This window comes from Gilliamella sp. ESL0254, assembly GCF_013344985.1.
GTDB classification, from domain to species: Bacteria; Pseudomonadota; Gammaproteobacteria; order Enterobacterales; family Orbaceae; genus Gilliamella; species Gilliamella bombicola.
On record NZ_JAAEDU010000001.1, the window covers coordinates 1011109 to 1028921 of the forward strand.

The window sequence follows — 17813 nt, forward strand, 5'->3', positions numbered from 1 at the left end:
ATTATTGTTGATAGTTTTGAACTTATCTTTTATTAAAAAGATTGGCAAAAGAGTGCTATACCTTGCCCTTTTTCGACAAGATTTAATAATTGACTTAACGAGTCCACCGTAATTAATTTTTCAGGTGGATAACTGCAATCTAACGTTTTAGCTCGCAGTGGACAATGCTCATCATTATTAATCAATATTGGTATGACGACTAAAATTGAATTAAATGATAATTTTGTTCAAAGCAGATACATGTTAGAAGAAAATTTCATTATTCCTGCTCAATCACAATTAAATAATTTTGATTTTAGAATTCCTAAATATCAATATTATACAGGCCAAGTAGTAATTTATAATCCTGACAAATGCTATATTTACTTTTTTTAAAGACAAACCAACTAAAGCCAATCAAAATTTATATCAAGTTTTACATCTTTCATTAGATAACTAATTTTCAAAATAGACGTTGAGTAACGATAAAAGAGGGGGGATGATCTCCCCTCTTTGCTTGGGCATAATATCAGTGATCATAAAATCCTACATTATTAAAATGTCCATAATAAATCGATATCAAAAAATCAATCTAACTTAGGATGCTGATCAACCAAATCCTGTCGCTGTTTTTTTAAAGTATCGATTTGCTGTTCTATATCTTCGACTTTTTGCTCTATTGAATCAAAGTGATCAGATAAAATTTCTTTGGCTTCTGAGCGATCCGATGCTGCTGGTGTTGCACCTCGAAGTGGTTTATTCGCCGTTTCATTCATTTTTAAGCCAGTCACTAACCCAACTACTGCAACCACCATTAAGTAATAAGCAGGCATATACAAATCACCACTTGCCTCAACCAACCACGCAGCGACAGTTGGCGTTGCCCCAGCAATGAGTACAGAGATATTAAAGGAAATAGCTAAAGCACTATAACGAATACTTGTTGGGAAAATAGCTGGTAAAATAGAAGCCATCACACCCGTAAAACAATTAAGTAATACAGCTAAAATCAATAATCCGATAAAAATAAGTCCAATAACATCGCTGTTAATCATCATAAATGCAGGATAAGCAAGGACAAGTAAACCAAAACTACCACCAACAATAAAAGGTCTTCGCCCAATTTTATCACTAATCAAACCAATCATTGGTTGTACAAATAACATACCAATCATAATGGCGATAATAATTAATACACCATGATCTGCCCGATAATGTAAGTTATGTGATAAATAGCTTGGCATATAAGTAAGTAGCATATAATAAGTCACATTGGTAATAATCACCAATCCGACGCAAACAAATAAACTTTTCCAATATTTGGTGAATATCTCTTTAAAGGTCATTTGGGGTGGATTAGCAATGTTTGTGCGCTTATTGTTATCCAATTTATCGGTGTGTTGCTGAAATGCGGGGGTTTCATCTAGAGCATGACGTAAATACAGGCCAATTAAACCCAATGGTAATGCAAACAAAAACGGAATTCGCCATCCCCAATCTTGGAATTTTACTTCGCCAAGAATACTTGATAACAGCACAACTAAGCCGGCGCCAACTAAAAATCCGGCAATTGAACCAAAATCTAACCAACTCCCCATAAAACCACGCTTACGGTCTGGCGAGTATTCTGCAACAAAAATCGCCGCACCTGAATATTCTCCACCAATTGAAAACCCTTGAGCCAATTTAGCGAGTAACAATAAAAGCGGTGCAAAAATACCAATAGTTGCATAAGAAGGAATCAGCCCAATACAAAACGTACTTAATGACATGATAATAATTGTGACAGAAAGAATTTTTTGACGTCCCAATTTATCACCAAGTACCCCAAACACCAAACCACCTAATGGGCGAACTAAAAATGGAACCGAAAAAGTTGCCAAAGCAGCTACTACCTGAATACTTGGCGATGCATCAGGAAAAAACACTTGCCCCAAAACATAAGCTAAAAATCCATAAACGCCAAAATCAAACCACTCCATAGCGTTTCCTAGTGCTGCTGCGATAATTGCCTTTCTTAATTTATGATCATCAATGATGGTAATATCATTAATATTTAATGGCTTCCTTTTAAATCTTATTGCTTTTTTCATAACATACCGCCTATTTAAACTCAAATAAAGAAAAGGAATAAAGAGGTAACATCAATGATATAATTGTGTGATGTAAAACTAATATCAGCGATATTACACAGAAAAATACACTAAAGGACTAATAAAAATTGATGCAAAATCAAATAAAACAAAATAAAAAGAGGACAATAAAAAGCAAAAACGGGTAAGTGATTTCGGCTAGCCATATTGCGACTTGATAGCTGTGAAACAATTCCTTTTCATGAAAATTGTTTATCAAGTATAACAAAATATCCCACTTTAGTAAAACTCAACAACTAAATAGCCAATGCTACTTTTGCTCACCGCAATTAAGAAGCGTCGATTTTTTCGAACAAAGATAAATACCAATAACAATAAACAATGTACTGATAATATGAAAATTAGCGATTTCGGTATGCAAAAATAAAATACTAAAAATGCCACCTGATAAAGGAATAATATGGGTATAGATCTGCCCACGACTTGCGCCAATTTCAGCAATACCTCTATTCCAAAATAGATAAGACAGCCAAGAAGCAAAAATGGCAATATACAATAACCCAAGTAAAAAGCTAGCATCAGTATAATGCGCTAGGTTTTCAACAGGATAAAAATAGAAATATACTAAAGCAATAGGTAGTAACATCAAAGAACCTAGTACCGCACTAACTGTTACAAAAGCATTACCGGCAATAGATTTATCTTTTAAACGTAAGAAGGCACTATAACAAGCCCAGCTCATTGCTGATGCCATTGCCCATAAATCTCCTTGGTTAATATTACTCAATGAATTTAAATTAGTTAGATTCCCTTGCAAAATAAGGTAAATAACTCCCATCGTACTAAACAACACACCTAAGATATTATTTTTTGAAATTGAATCATTAAATAACAATTTATTCATAACCAAAACCATGCCAGGCGTTGCAGAAAGGTAAATAGACGCATTCAGTGACGAGGTATATTGCAATCCCACATACAGAGTTAAAGGGAACAAAATCTGACCAAAAATCGCCAACAAACAAATTGACCCAACTGAATTTTTAATCTTAACCCAATCATTGCGCACTTGATGGTGATACAAACACAACAATAACACCGCAGTGATAACCCAACGACCTTCTGATATCACCATGGGATCGGCTTGTGTCACCAAAACACGTCCAACAACATAGTTCCCGCCCCAAAAACAAGCAGCCAACGTAAGTAATAGATACGGCATAACAAGCCCCTGACATTAGAATGAAGATACGGTAGAATTTACCAATATTATATACCTAAAATAGAGCAAGAAAATAACCGAACCATACTCTTTACCTACCTATATCATTTTGGCACATCATTATTTTCCCATATTACAGCGATAGCATTGACTTAACCTAGTATCCTTCATCATTATCCATTAAAATAACAAAATAAAAACTGACAAGGTGCCTCTTATGCGTTGGAAAGACCAAAGAGAAAGTGACAATATTGAAGATCGCCGCTCACAATCAAGCAGTGGAATGGGGACCGCAATTCCCATTAAAGGTAAAGGCAAAATTGCTTTATTTATTGTCGTTTTAGTAGCGGGTTATTACGGTGTTGATTTGACTGGATTACTCAGTTCCGACCTAACCACCTCAGACAGCACACAGAAAACCTCCTCAGAATATACAGCAGATGACCGCGAAGCAGCCAAATTCACTTCGGTCATATTAGCTAGCACCGAAGACTACTGGAGCGAGCAATTTCAACGTTTAGGCAAAACCTATGTCCCACCTAAATTAGTGCTGTATACTCACTCAACCCAGACATCGTGTGGCACAGGCCAAGCTGTTATGGGGCCGTTTTATTGTAATATAGATAAAACAGTATATTTAGACCTCTCCTTTTATCAAGAGATGAAACAACGCCTTGGTGGCGGTGGTGATTTTGCGCAAGGATATGTCATCGCCCACGAAATTGGTCATCATGTACAGAATTTACTTGGAACATTTAACCAAGTTGCACAACTAACGCAGGGTCAATCAGACACCGTCAAAAATCAAATATCGGTAAAATTAGAATTACAAGCAGATTGCTATGCAGGTATGTGGGGCAACGCAATGCAAAAAAAGAACATTCTTGAGGTTGGCGATATAGAACAAGCATTAAAAACAGCGCAAGCCATTGGAGATGATCGACTGCAACAGCAAAGTGGCGGTTATGTTATGCCCGATAGCTTTACCCATGGATCATCAAAACAGCGTTATACATGGTTTAAACAAGGATTCGATAACGGCTCGATTAGTCAATGCAATACTTTTGCAGAATCTGAATAAACATCAAAAAGCCCCAAATTGTCTTCCACCATTTGGAAGACAATTTAGCCAATCCCCATCATTAATGCTTATCCTTAACCAAAGCACAAAACAGTAATGAAATGGCAACCATGGCAAATGCAATCCAATAAATAATTTCATGTCCATAAGATTCAGAAACAAATCCCTGAATAATTCCCGCCAAAATAGTGCTACAAATAATACCATTATTAAATAATGTTGAGGCAACGCCCATTCTTGTTGGTAATAGATCTTGAAAATAGATAATACCAATGTTTGCAACAACACCAATAAAAAGGGCATTAAAAAGTTGCAAAGCAAATAATGCAAATTCGTCAGTAAATAAAATCATACCGACATAAAACAGCAAACCACAAATGATAGCGATAAAAAACAAATTTCTCTTACCCAAAACAGGCACTAAATAGCCGGCAATAAGCATAGCTGGAATTTCAATGCCTGCCGCTAATCCCATTAATTGCCCAGGTAATGAATCTGATAAATGTAATACGGAATTCACATAAAGTGGCATATCGATGATATACATCATATTAGCAGTCCACATAAATACAGTCGAAAGCAATAAATAAACGACATTCCTATTTTTAAATAGTCGCTGGTTAGCTGATTTTATATCAATCGTATTATCAAGTTGTAAGATGGGATTTTTTTCAACCGAAGGTAAAAAAAAGGCTGCAAACAACATCGCAACGAAAAACATAGACATCGCACTTAGATACATGACGGTAAAACCATAGTGGATAGCTAAACCAAATGAAAGAGGTGGACCAATCACCCATGCTAAAGAAAGTTGTGCTCGGATTAACGAATTAAATGCTACAACATTACGCCCCGTTTTTACCGCATATTCACGGGCAAGTGCAAAAACTTGTGGCATAGCGGCAGATGATAAAGCAGCAAACAAAACACCAAGCGTAATTAAAATATAATAGTGCCTAGAAAAAGCAAATATCACACTATTAACAACCCCCATCAAACAACAAAATATAACAATATTCCGCCTATCACCTTTTTTGTCTGAATATTTAGCCAATAAAAAACTTCCAATGATACTTGCTAATGCATTCACTGAAAAAAAGAGCCCAACTAAACGGGGATCAGCCTTTACTTCAAAAGTCAAAAACCGACTTAAAGTGGGGGATTGTAAAGCACCGGCAATGCCAACAATAAAAGTAGTAAATAAAAAAGCGACGAAGATAACACCTTGACTTCGGCGAAAGGAAGAAACATTAGCCATAAAACAATCCATAGATGAGTTTTTGTTGATTATATACTTAAAGTCGGCGTAAAAGTAATAAAATTCAAAGGGGGAATAATCTGGATATAAGAGTGTTGCTTTAAAAAGCAACACATAAAAATTTAATAAAATCAATACCTTTTCTGACCAATTTTTGGCGAGAAATAAGGACTTTTTTGGGTTGGTGCATAGAATAAATTAAGTGTAGTAGTTTCGGACGTTTCCGTTTCGTGTTCAAAACAACTATCTTGACCACGTCCGAAATCTTGCCACATTAAAATAAACCACAAATTTAAACCACAACAACGCATTTGCAATAGTTTGCCCCAACTGCGCGGAGGTGCGGCTCTTTGATAACTTGGCCAACTATAGTCATATAAACACCACCGCGAACTTAGGATTAACAGCTAACAGTTAAGGAGTAGTACAAACAGCATAAAGCCCGCCGGCAGTAGCGTAAAGGACCGTACCGGTGTCCGCATTGGCAGCAAACAATCGGCCGGCAGCGGCAAAGTCAGGAGTCCAGTAAAAGTAGTTGGCAAAACCTGCATCGGCGTAACCGTACATGGCTCCCCACTCAGCAAAAAATCCGGCCCCTATTCGTCGTTGGTAATTATTACTAGGTGACGACGGTGTGGCACTTGGGCAACCGTTACAATAGGCATTAGTCAGGTCCTTGAGCTTAGCAAGACGATAACCCGAACTACTACTACACCAAGATGATTGGTTAGATGGGAGATCTCTTTTATCCCGTCTATTGACGAACCACTGCTTCAACTGAAATCCATATTTCACAACCACTCTACCACTGCTATCCCTACCCTCTAATTCAAAGGTCTGCGGTAAAGATGGCACACTTAAACTAAAACTACTTGAATTTATCTGACTATCATTTGCCCTAGGACCATTTAGCGTTACCCGAGTTACATATTGGGATTTATCACTAATCCAACTATCAGATGGTCTGTTAACTCCCGTTGGGTCTGTGAATGTATCAGAGCGTGGCCTTGTCCAATTCACTGTAGCCGTTATTCCACCGCGAGAAACAGAAGACCACCTCAACTGACTTCCATCCACACCACCTATATCTAAATCAAAATACAAACCATCTGAACCTGTAGTAGGAAAATTAAGACCATAAGATGACGGATTTGTTGACTGAACTAAAAAGCCTTTATCAGAATTCCATATATCTGCTGGAGCACCTGAATTTTGAGCAAGATTTGGCCTTGCGTAACAAATCATAGCTGCAGTTGAATTCGGATTGATATAATACTCCACCGAATTACCCCCGAAATTACTACTATTAGGAACACCATATTGTGTAATTAAACTACCACCTGTGCTACTTAATTTCACTTTATAAGGCGCTCTACAGATGTCTAATATATCGTTACGGCTTACTGTATTTCCATTCTTATCAGTAAAACTCACCGATAAGCTTCCCGTTGCCGTTACACCATCAGCTCCTACACCATCCCCATCATCATCATCCCAAAAATAATAGCGATGCACTAAATCATCTAGACTCACTGAAGTCACTGATGGTGGAATTATCATGCCTATATCACTAAGCCTACTTCCATTTATTAATTTTATTGGATTTGTGACACTTGATGTATTGGTTGACGATGTGATGATTCGACCATCAGGCAATCTAATAGCCAATAACATGTCAGTAGTGGCCAACTTAGTTCGACCTCCATCAAATGTTAAATACGGAGCAGAACCTTCAATCACTTTTGAGGTATAAGCCGACAACGCCTGAGAACCTTGCGAATAAGACAATAATAACAATGGAGCAAATACCAAGCACGACCTCAATAAGAACCTCGGCCTCAACGACAACTTTGTCGATGATGTCAAGCTCGATAATGAACTCGATGATAAAAATGAGAATTGAGTCTGATTTCGACTACGGTGAAAATGAAAAAGATTTAGGGCGTAGGTTTGGCATGCCAGATGCCAGATGCCATACATGATAGCGCATTTCGATTACCCTGTCAAGTAAATTTTTGTTTTATTTCGATTTTTTATAATTGACTGCTCAACTAATGAGCTTTCCCTTGCTTTAAAAGCGATGAAATTATAACCTGTTGAAAAATAATACGCTAGTTTTTTGTTAAAAAATTTAAAGTTTTGTTAAAGATTAAATCAGCTTACGTTGGTGTGCTTCGTAGAATGGTTTTGGGTAGTGTTTTTTGACTAAAAAAGCACCAAACAAAAACTTCAATAAAATCAATACCTTTTCTGACTTATTTTTAGTAAGAAATAAGAACTTTTTTTGGTTGGTGCATAGAATGAATTAGGTGTAGTAGTTTCGGACGTTTGCAGTTTAGTATTCAAAATCGCTACCGTGATCATGTCCGAAATCTTACCGCGCTAAAATAGAGCACCAATTTAAACCACAACATCGTAAAACTCCAATAAGGCGCCCCAACTACGTAGGGCGCTGTTCTTTGCTAGATTGTCCTCTCTCTTTGCACCATAACCACCCCCACGGTCCAAGGTTTAAGAACTAAGAAATAAAAGCTAAGGTACGGTGCAAACAGCGTAATAGTTGAAGGATAGGCTGCTGCTTCCAACGAAGCCGCTGACCGAGTAAACATAGAAGCTATTGCTACCTGACACGTCGCTTGTCCAGTAGTTGTAGTCGATGAAGCCCACATCAGCATAGTTATACATGACACCCCACTCCGTAAAAAAACCTGCACCTATGTGACGCTTGTAACGATCAACAGATGAACTAGGCGTGGCTCCGATAGCACCAGTACAAGGATAATTTGGATCAACATTCAAACCAGAACAAACCGCATTAGTTAAATCCTTGACCTTAGCAAGACGATACCCCAAACGACTACACCAAGACATTTGTTCAGACGGATTACCCGTGTTATTACCCCTATTGACGAACCACTTCTGTAAGACAAATCCATACCTCACCTCATTACCTCGACTATCCCTACCCACCAACTCAAAGGTCTGTGGCAAAGATGGCAACGGAGTAAGCGGACTAGGATTATCTGATTGTATTTGAGTACTATCCGCCCTAGGACCTCTTAACGTTACCCGTGTCACATACTGGGATTTATCTCTAATCCAAATGTCGTAATAGTTGGATTGGTTTGGCCTTATCCAACTCACCGTTGCTGTTATTCCACTACGAGTAATAGAAGACCACGTCAACTGACTTCCATCAACCCCAACAGGCAACTCTAAATCAAAATACAACCCATCAGCACCCGTTGTCGGAAAATTTCGGTCATAAGATGATGAACTTGTTGACTGATTTACAAAACCTTTTGTAGAACTCCATATGTTAGATGGGCCGGCGAAGTGAGAATCGTCATTAAGACCATACATAATAGCACCAGTGCCACCAAAATATAAATTCGGCCTTGCGTAACAAACACGAACAACACTGTCCGGATTGATATAATATGTCACTGTTTGACCACTAAAACTGCTTATATTCGGAACTCCGTACTGTGTTTGTAAATATCCATCTGTATTACTTAATGTTACTTTATAAGGGGCACTACATATACTTAATGAATCGCTACGACTGACAGTATTACCATCCCTATCAGTAAAATTTACTAATATATTCCCTGATGCTGTTACACCATTAGCACCCTGACCATCTCCATCATCATCACCCCAATTACCTTGAGTGATTAAGTTACTTAAATTCACGGTATTCGCCCCAGACGGCACCAACATGTGTATATCATTAAAGGTACTTCCATTAACTAACTTTATTGGATTTGTCGGACTTGAAGTATTGGTTGATGGACTGATGGAACTACCATCAGGCAATTCAATAGTCAATAAACTATCCGCTGAAATTACCTTAGTTCGTCCCCCATCAAGCGTTAAATATGGCGCACTACCCTCAATTACCTTTGTGGTTTGCGTCGATAACGCCTGTGATTTTTGCGAATACGACAATAACAACAACGATGCAAAGACCAATGGCGACTTAAATAATTTAGATAAGAAAGATAAGTACCTTGGATTTGGCAACAATCTAGCCAATAATCTCAGCGAGGACGTCAAGCGCGATAACTTTGATGATAATAATAAGGATTGAGTCTGTTTTAGACTACGATAATATTGAAAAAGATTTAGGGCATAGGTTTGGCAGGCCAGATGCCAGATGCCAGATGCCATGCATGGTAGCGCATTTCGATTATCCTGTCAAGTAATTTTTTGTTTTATTTACATTTTTTATAATTTTCCGCTCAGCTAATGAGCGTTCCCTTGCTTTGAAAGCGCTGAAATTATAACCGGTTGATTAATTATGCGCTAGTTTTTTTGTTAAAAATTTTAAAGTTTTGTTAAAGCTTGAGTTAGCTTACGTTGGCGTACTTTGAAGAATGGTTTTGGTGGTGTTTTTTGAATAAAAAAACAAAATAAAACTTTAATAAAATCAATACCTTTTCTGGCCAATTTTTAGTGGGAATAAAGCCTTTTTTGGTTGGTGGATAGAATGAATTAGATGCAGTGGTTTCGGACGTTTGCAGTTTAGTGTTCACAATAGCTACCGTGACCACGTCCGAAATCTTACCGCGCTAAAATAGAATACCAATTTAAACCGCAAGCGCCCCAATTTCGCGAGAGCGCTGTTCTTTGTTAGATTGTCCTCTTGCACCATAATCACCCCTCGACTTCAGGATTAATAACCGAGAAATAAAAGCTAAGGTGCGATGCAAAGGGCATAACGATTGTAGCTGGTAATGCCGCTGTAGACGCCACCGTTGCCCGAGTAGACAGAAAGGCCATTGCTACCTGCAGAGTCGCTTGCCCAGGCATTGCCGTTGACGAAACCTGCATCAGCGTAGTGATACATGTGGCCCCATTCTGTGAAAAATCCTGCTCCTATTCGTCGCTGGTACCAATTATAAAATGAGTTAGGCGTAGCGCCATCTATGCCGTTTATACATGGAAAGTCGGTATTAACACCACATTTCGCGTTAGTTAACTCCCTGACTTGTGGTACACGATAACCCAAACGACTACACCAAGATATTTGGTCAGACTGATAACCCAGTTGGTTACCCCGATTGACGAACCACTGCTTTAACACAAATCCGTACCTCACCTCATTACCATAACTATCCCTACCGACCAACTCAAAGGTCTGCGGCAAAGATGGCGGTATTAAAGGACTAGGATTAGCTGCGTTTATCTGAGCATCACTCGCCTTAGGACCATTTAACTTAACCCGTGCGACAATTTTTCCACTATCAGCACTAGGGATCCATCTGTCATTAGCTGTTACACTTGTCACGGTAGCCGTTATCCCACCACGCGTGACCGGAGACCATGTCAATTGACTTGCATAGACTCCACCTATAAGTAAATCAAAATACAATCCATCAGCACCTGTTGTCGGAAAATTTCGGTCATAAGATGATAAACTCGTTGACTGAGTTACAAAACCTTTTGTAGAGCTCCATATGTCAGATGGGCCGGCGAAGTGAGAATCGTCATTAAGACCATAAATAATAGCACCAGTGCCGCCAAAATACAAACTCGGCCTTGCGTAACAAACACGGACAACACTGTCCGGATTGATATAATATGTCACTGTTTGACCACTAAAATTGCTTGTATTCGGAGCTCCGTACTGTGTTTGTAAATATCCATCTGTATTACTTAATGTTACTTTATAAGGGGCACTACATATACTTAATGAATCACTACGACTGACAGTATTACCATCCCTATCAGTAAAATTTACCGATATATTCCCAGATGCCGTTACACCATTAGCGCCCTGACCATCTCCATCATCATCACCCCAATTACCTTGAGTGATTAAGTTACTTAAATTCACGGTATTCGCCCCAGACGGCACCAACATGTGTATATCATTAAAGGTACTTCCATTAACTAACTTTATTGGATTTGTCGGACTTGAAGTATTGGTTGATGGACTGATGGAACTACCATCAGGCAATTCAATAGTCAATAAACTATCCGCTGAAATTACCTTAGTTCGTCCCCCATCAAGCGTTAAATATGGCGCACTACCCTCAATTACCTTTGTGGTTTGCGTCGATAACGCCTGTGATTTTTGCGAATACGACAATAACAACAACGATGCAAAGACCAATGGCGACTTAAATAATTTAGATAAGAAAGATAAGTACCTTGGATTTGGCAACAATCTAGCCAATAATCTCAGCGAGGACGTCAAGCGCGATAACTTTGATGATAATAATAAGGATTGAGTCTGTTTTAGACTACGATAATATTGAAAAAGATTTAGGGCATAGGTTTGGCAGGCCAGATGCCAGATGCCAGATGCCATGCATGGTAGCGCATTTCGATTATCCTGTCAAGTAATTTTTTGTTTTATTTACATTTTTTATAATTTTCCGCTCAACTAATGAGCGTTCCCTTGCTTTGAAAGCGGTGAAATTATAACCGGTTGATTAATTATGCGCTAGTTTTTTTGTTAAAATTTTATAAAGTTTTGTTAAGGCCTAAATCAGTTTACGTTTGTGTGCTTTGGGGAAGGGTTTTGGGTGATGATTTTTGGCTAAAAAACACCACATAAAACTTAAATAAAATCAATACTTTTTCTGACCAATTTTTGGATAGATAAATAGCTGTTATTAAAGCACTTATTTATGGTTTTGCTAGGGGACATAACATTTATAAATGTTGTATAAACTTTTGATTTTGAATAAAAATAGAAAAATATTAGTGAAATAAATGTGTTTCATGAAAGATTTTTAAGTAAAAACTTTATGATATTTAAATACTATAAAACCCATTAACCTAGATGAACAATGGGTTTTATTGTTATTTTTATGAACATTTTATTTTGTTATACAAACAAAACAAAGTCATGTTCATTTATTTAAAAGCTGTAACGGTATCCTACATTTGCTTGTTTTTGATCAAACTTGTTACCGAGTGAATAACCAATGTCGCCATAAATCTGGTGATTTTTGTTAAATTGCATATTGATACCAATGCCGTTATCCCACCAGTTACCACCAAAATCATATTTTTCTTTAGCTACATGATTAAAGGTGTAAGCTGTTTCGCCATCAAATTCTTTTAGATAACCAGTTTTAAAGTAGATATTTGCTGGGTTATCACTGTCTTGTATTTCGTAACCTAAAATAACACTAGTTCGACCAATAAGTGAGTTATAGCTACTTAATTTGGTTTTTAATCCATTAGTAGCTTTAATTGTTGTGTTATTTTGACGAGAATACGTTAGCTGTGCTTGTGGCTCAATATACCATTCGGACGAGTAAAAACGTTGTCCAACTTCGGCTCCAACTGAAAATCCGTCTGTGTCGCCATCACCTTTAACGTTATAACCACCACCAGTACGACTATTAAATTTATTTGCCATTCGCATATACTTCACTAAACTGTCGACATATAAGCCACTATGCGTTTGCATTGTAGAATATAATGCAGCAGAATAACTTTTAGTGTTGCCATCGCCCACGTTATGATCAATCTTGCCTCGGCCAAAGCCTCCCATAATACCGTAATAGATATCGTAGTTATCATTATCAAGTTGTCGATCAACACCTAGTTGAAAACCATAATAGTTCATATCAAAATTAGACAAACGGCTATCATTAAATGAACTTAATTTACCTGTATAGACTCGCCCCCATGTATCACCACTGGCGCCATTATTCATATTGAGTTGACCCATTCGTTGCAATAATGCTTGGGTTTCAACATAATTCATTAAATAGCTTGAGTTTAGAATATTGGCGGCATTTTGCGCGGTATGAGTTAATAGCGGTTTTTGAGCTATTGGTTTGTTAGGCGTGTTACCATTACCACCAACATCATTGTTGTTATTGTTGTTTCCATTTTGATGAGGTAGTGATCCAGATAAAACCCAATCTTCAGTACCTGCGCCACGAGCGCCATTGACTTTAGTTAATGTATTAAACTGATAAGGACCAACATCAAAAGACTGTGATGACAGACCAAAAACAGCACTACCACCTTCGGTCTCAACAAGCGTTATTCTTTCATTTCCTGTTACCGAGTTTGCACCTGTTTTATCATCAATAAGCGTAATTTTATGATTACCTGTAGCCAAGCCAGTACCAATTATTTTAAGCAAATCATTAGCAATATTTTGACCAATCCCAGTTCGCATTTCAAACACACCGTTACCAGCTAATGAATTTGTCACTAATCTCATCGCATTAGTGCTATTAAGAACATCCACTGAACTTGGCGTTGCATAGCTGTAACCAAAGCTAATTTTAGCATCATTGCCTAACGTTAATGAATCTAGGGATGAATTGTCAGTCATCTTCCATTGGCTTTGACTGCCTAGAAGAGATAAATTAATATCACCCTTACTTAACGGTGTTAATACATTATTTTCCATCGCAGCTAATAGCGTTGAACCATCGGTAAGGTTGAGATTAATAATTCCCCTGCCATTTGCAGTAGTCGTTGCATAAATATCACCTTCAAGATTTGTTTTGCCATCGATATTTACTTCACCAGTATCGGCTTGTACTGCATTGTATTGCAGATTATCACGAGAAATAATATTGTTTATATTTGAACCACTTCTAATGTTCACTTTACCGTTTTGTTGATTAGAATAAATTGTTGTACCATGTTCAGTAATAACATCTAATCCATTATTAAAATTAACAGTAGAGCTTGCATTAGCATTTAGCCCCCCAGATTCGACTCCCGTCTTAATACCAATACCACGTTGCCCCGTCATATGAATGGTAACATTATCATTAAAAATTAAATGAGAGGCTAGCGCATTAGGGTTATTAGACTTGATAGAAATAATACCCGAACTATCTCGCCCCGAAGAAGTGATATACACTTTATCATTAAATTCACTTTTAGATTCGGAAGTTGATAATGCATTGTGACTACGTATACCGTAAAAACCGCCTGTTCCTGTACCTGTGATACTGACCTTTTTCTGGAATAATCCTTCCGAGCCACTAGAGATATAAATACCTGTACCATCAACTATATTCAACTCAAGTTCACTATTAGAAACTATTCGCCCCAATTGTCTTACACTAATACCATAAAAAGAATTCTGGTTACCAACGACATTTCCTTTAATAATAAATTTATCAGTGCTACCTAATGATCCAACAGTTATGTTTTTTCTATTCGATTCGAGTCCTATTCCTCCATTAGTACTTATGTTAATATGTGGTCCAGTGGCAGAAGAGGTCTCTATCAAAATGTCGTCATTACTACGGAGAGTGCTAATCCCTGTAGTGCGATAACTACTAATATTAGTATCATTAATATTCACTGTGGCATCAGTCAGCATAGGAATCATAGGTAGTATGCCTAATGCTCCCCTAAGCAACAACGTGATTTTATTTAAATGTATCATAATTAATTCTTTCCTTTAGTTGTAACTAATATAATTAGCTTGTATATACGTACAACAACAAGCGCCAAAGTAACAAAACACTACCATTACATCTATGTCTAAACACTGCTCAATATCTAAAAAAAATATCAATTTAAAAATACTTTATGCCTAAATATCAATGTGCATTTATTGCTTATTGTTCTGTTTTAACCAACTAAATTTCATACAAAAACATTATCATTGTTCACCAGTAGTGCACAACGATAATATTTATAACTTATTGGATTTTTTAAAACTTTATGTAAAAAACAGCTATTTTACAACACGAAATGGATTGGCTTTTGGTTTAACTTGTTCAGTTTGTTGAGATGAGGTTTCACGCTGTGCGTGATATTGTGGTTCATCCTCAAATCCCATTCCAACACCATTTTCACGAGCATAAATTGCTTCAATTGCCGCCATTGGCACCACAATATGTTGAGGCACACCAGAAAAGCGAGCATTGAATTCAATTTGCTCATTAGTTGCTAAATATTGACCAACTGACTGTGGTGCAATATTTAATATAATTTGATTATTTTGGATAAATTCTTGCGGTACTAATACACCATATACTGATGTATTAACGACAATATAAGGCGTTAAGTCGTTATCTAGTATCCAATCATAAAAAGCCCTAAATATATAAGGACGACGTGGAGTCATTTGCTCAAGTTCCATTAAGGCTACCTTGTCTAAAGTTATCGTAAATAAAGATAAATTTAATTGATTATGCTCTTATTCTTTTTTCTTCTTCGGTTAATGAACTAACAAAAGCTGGACGTTCAAAAATTCGTGCCATATAAGCTAAATAATTCTTTTCAGCCACTTTTGGTAATTCAATACCAATTAATGGTAAACGCCAAAGTAATGGGGCAAAATAACAATCACATAATGTAAAATCATCACTCATAAAATAATCTTTTTCTTTAAACATGATTGAAATTGAAACAAGATCATCAAGAAGATTTTTTCGTGCTATTTTGGCTTCATCGCTATTAGGAGCAGCAATAATTGTTTCGTAAGCACTGTACCACTCTTTTTTTACACGATACATTGTTAAGCGAGAATTAGCACGTACGATTGGATAAACAGGCATTAATGGTGGATGTGGAAAGCGTTCGTCAAGATATTCTAATGCAATGTGTGGTTCATATAACGTAAGGTCCCGGTCAATTAATGTTGGAATTGAAGCATATGGATTAAGATCCAACAATTCCTGAGGTAAATTATCTGCCGTTACAAACTCTATTTCGGCCGTTACCCCTTTTTCTGCCAGAACAAAACGGATCTGATGTCCGTAAATATCTGTTGTATCACAAAATAATGTCATCACAGAACGCTTATTAACAGCAACAACCATATCCACTCCAAATATACAAAAATTAAAATAAGTTTTGATGTTTACTATTCTAACAAATTAGTTAACAAATTTGTTAAAAAAAATGAATTTTATTGCATTCTTTTTATAAAGATCAAATATTGGCAAAAAATTCAAAACAGCATAAAATTTAGCATAAAAAATAAAATTATTTATATTCATTAAGTTAAATAATGTTTTTTTTATAAACAACCATTTTTCATTCAAATTTATTCAGCAAACCGACAAATTATTTTTTCTAATACTAACAATTAGCATAAAAAAACCCAGCTAATGCTGGGTTTTTTTGAAATACAATTGTAATGTTCTTGTAATGTTGCTTCGAAGTTACAATTATCGTTTGCTGAATTGTGGACGACGACGTGCTTTGCGTAGACCCACTTTTTTACGTTCAACTTGACGTGCATCACGAGTAACAAAACCTGCTTGACGTAATGCAGAACGTAAAGTTTCATCATATTCCATTAATGCACGAGTAATACCGTGACGAATTGCACCCGCTTGACCTGAAATACCACCACCTTTAACCGTGATGTAAAGATCAAGTTTGTCAGTCATTTCAACTAACTCTAGTGGTTGCATAACAACCATACGAGCTGTATCACGACCAAAGTATTGCTCTAATGAACGTTTGTTAATAACGATATTACCACTACCTGGTTTGATAAATACACGAGCAGCGGAACTTTTGCGGCGACCTGTACCGTAATATTGATTATCAGCCATCTTTTATCCCCTTAAATATCTAATACTTGCGGTTGTTGTGCCGCATGATTGTGCTCATTACCAGCATAAACTTTTAGTTTACGGTACATTGCACGACCAAGAGGACCTTTCGGTAACATGCCTTTTACAGCAATTTCGATGACTTGTTCAGGATGACGTTCAATCATCTCTTTAAAAGTCGCTTCTTTAAGTCCACCGATGTAACCAGTATGACGATAATAGATCTTATCAGTGCGTTTTTTGCCTGTTACAGCAACTTTTTCTGCATTGATAACGATAATATAATCACCTGTATCAACATGTGGTGTATATTCTGCTTTGTGTTTACCACGCAAACGGCTTGCGATTTCAGTAGCTAAACGACCTAACGTTTTACCTGCTGCATCAACAACATACCAGTCGCGTTTAACTGTTTCTGGTTTAGCTGAAAAAGTACTCATTCGTAATTATCCAATTTTTAATTAATCTCACGTTAATAAATCATTTTGATTTATTTACACTTTTTGATTGCTTCTATTAACCAACTCACCCCTTCGAGTGGCCATATTAATGTCGACAACCGCAAACAACGTTGGGAATAACATTGTCGTAACGTGGGTGGCAGTATTATACAGAAATAATACAAAAGCGCTAGAGCTAAAAAGAAAAAATCATGGCGATAAGA

Annotated in this window: 13 protein-coding genes; 1 reads left to right on the forward strand and 12 read right to left on the reverse strand. The window is 37.0% G+C overall.

Annotated features, from left to right (window positions below; translation table 11 throughout):
* Positions 1 to 32: 32 nt before the first annotated feature.
* The 3 genes from GYX25_RS11180 to GYX25_RS04745 form a co-directional block, all read right to left on the reverse strand.
* Positions 33 to 185, reverse strand: a complete 153-nt coding sequence (locus tag GYX25_RS11180) for a hypothetical protein (protein ID WP_238785976.1) — start codon at positions 183 to 185, stop codon at positions 33 to 35.
* 381 nt (positions 186 to 566) lie between these two features.
* Positions 567 to 2072 (reverse strand): glycine betaine/L-proline transporter ProP, encoded by a 1506-nt coding sequence (gene proP, locus GYX25_RS04740; protein WP_174786836.1) that lies wholly within the window; start codon positions 2070 to 2072, stop codon positions 567 to 569.
* 310 nt (positions 2073 to 2382) lie between these two features.
* The gene (locus GYX25_RS04745; RefSeq protein ID WP_174786837.1) at positions 2383 to 3294 is read right to left on the reverse strand and encodes a DMT family transporter; all 912 of its coding nucleotides are present in this window, start codon (positions 3292 to 3294) and stop codon (positions 2383 to 2385) included.
* A 217-nt stretch (positions 3295 to 3511) separates the two neighbouring features.
* Here GYX25_RS04745 and ypfJ point away from each other — a divergent pair, with 217 nt between their 5' ends.
* Positions 3512 to 4375, forward strand: a complete 864-nt coding sequence (gene ypfJ, locus GYX25_RS04750; RefSeq protein WP_091349953.1) for a KPN_02809 family neutral zinc metallopeptidase — start codon at positions 3512 to 3514, stop codon at positions 4373 to 4375.
* A gap of 61 nt (positions 4376 to 4436) precedes the next feature.
* On the opposite strand, the gene GYX25_RS04755 is transcribed toward ypfJ, so the two are convergent.
* The 9 genes from GYX25_RS04755 to rplM all read right to left on the reverse strand — a co-directional run bounded on the left by GYX25_RS04755 (position 4437) and on the right by rplM (position 17589).
* Positions 4437 to 5633: an MFS transporter gene (locus GYX25_RS04755; protein WP_091349976.1), complete on the reverse strand. Its 1197-nt coding sequence runs from the start codon at positions 5631 to 5633 to the stop codon at positions 4437 to 4439.
* 414 nt (positions 5634 to 6047) lie between these two features.
* A complete protein-coding gene (locus GYX25_RS04760) occupies positions 6048 to 7613 on the reverse strand; it encodes a hypothetical protein (protein ID WP_174786838.1) in 1566 nt (521 codons plus the stop codon).
* A 552-nt stretch (positions 7614 to 8165) separates the two neighbouring features.
* Entirely contained in the window at positions 8166 to 9806 is a 1641-nt protein-coding gene (locus GYX25_RS04765; RefSeq protein ID WP_174786839.1) for a hypothetical protein, read from the reverse strand.
* Positions 9807 to 10332: 526 nt separating this feature from the next.
* Positions 10333 to 11952 (reverse strand): hypothetical protein, encoded by a 1620-nt coding sequence (locus GYX25_RS04770; protein WP_174786840.1) that lies wholly within the window; start codon positions 11950 to 11952, stop codon positions 10333 to 10335.
* 555 nt (positions 11953 to 12507) lie between these two features.
* Entirely contained in the window at positions 12508 to 15021 is a 2514-nt protein-coding gene (locus GYX25_RS04775) for an autotransporter outer membrane beta-barrel domain-containing protein (RefSeq protein ID WP_174786841.1), read from the reverse strand.
* Positions 15022 to 15315: 294 nt separating this feature from the next.
* Entirely contained in the window at positions 15316 to 15723 is a 408-nt protein-coding gene (locus GYX25_RS04780; protein ID WP_091350870.1) for a ClpXP protease specificity-enhancing factor, read from the reverse strand.
* Between the two features lie 49 nt (positions 15724 to 15772).
* A complete protein-coding gene (locus GYX25_RS04785; protein WP_091350867.1) occupies positions 15773 to 16405 on the reverse strand; it encodes a glutathione S-transferase N-terminal domain-containing protein in 633 nt (210 codons plus the stop codon).
* Positions 16406 to 16756: 351 nt separating this feature from the next.
* The gene (gene rpsI / locus GYX25_RS04790; protein WP_034915459.1) at positions 16757 to 17149 is read right to left on the reverse strand and encodes a 30S ribosomal protein S9; all 393 of its coding nucleotides are present in this window, start codon (positions 17147 to 17149) and stop codon (positions 16757 to 16759) included.
* Positions 17150 to 17160: 11 nt separating this feature from the next.
* Positions 17161 to 17589 (reverse strand): 50S ribosomal protein L13, encoded by a 429-nt coding sequence (gene rplM / locus GYX25_RS04795; RefSeq protein WP_065566227.1) that lies wholly within the window; start codon positions 17587 to 17589, stop codon positions 17161 to 17163.
* Positions 17590 to 17813: the final 224 nt, after the last annotated feature.

Bases quoted from the DNA above. Each gene is read 5' to 3' on its own strand.
- proP (WP_174786836.1), bottom strand. From the start codon at position 2,072: ATGAAAAAAGCAATAAGATTTAAAAGGAAGCCATTAAATATTAATGAT.
- GYX25_RS04745 (WP_174786837.1), bottom strand. From the start codon at position 3,294: ATGCCGTATCTATTACTTACGTTGGCTGCTTGTTTTTGGGGCGGGAAC.
- ypfJ (WP_091349953.1), top strand. From the start codon at position 3,512: ATGCGTTGGAAAGACCAAAGAGAAAGTGACAATATTGAAGATCGCCGC.
- GYX25_RS04755 (WP_091349976.1), bottom strand. From the start codon at position 5,633: ATGGCTAATGTTTCTTCCTTTCGCCGAAGTCAAGGTGTTATCTTCGTC.
- GYX25_RS04760 (WP_174786838.1), bottom strand. From the start codon at position 7,613: ATGTATGGCATCTGGCATCTGGCATGCCAAACCTACGCCCTAAATCTT.
- GYX25_RS04765 (WP_174786839.1), bottom strand. From the start codon at position 9,806: ATGGCATCTGGCATCTGGCATCTGGCCTGCCAAACCTATGCCCTAAAT.
- GYX25_RS04770 (WP_174786840.1), bottom strand. From the start codon at position 11,952: ATGGCATCTGGCATCTGGCATCTGGCCTGCCAAACCTATGCCCTAAAT.
- GYX25_RS04775 (WP_174786841.1), bottom strand. From the start codon at position 15,021: ATGATACATTTAAATAAAATCACGTTGTTGCTTAGGGGAGCATTAGGC.
- GYX25_RS04780 (WP_091350870.1), bottom strand. From the start codon at position 15,723: ATGGAACTTGAGCAAATGACTCCACGTCGTCCTTATATATTTAGGGCT.
- GYX25_RS04785 (WP_091350867.1), bottom strand. From the start codon at position 16,405: ATGGTTGTTGCTGTTAATAAGCGTTCTGTGATGACATTATTTTGTGAT.
- rpsI (WP_034915459.1), bottom strand. From the start codon at position 17,149: ATGGCTGATAATCAATATTACGGTACAGGTCGCCGCAAAAGTTCCGCT.
- rplM (WP_065566227.1), bottom strand. From the start codon at position 17,589: ATGAGTACTTTTTCAGCTAAACCAGAAACAGTTAAACGCGACTGGTAT.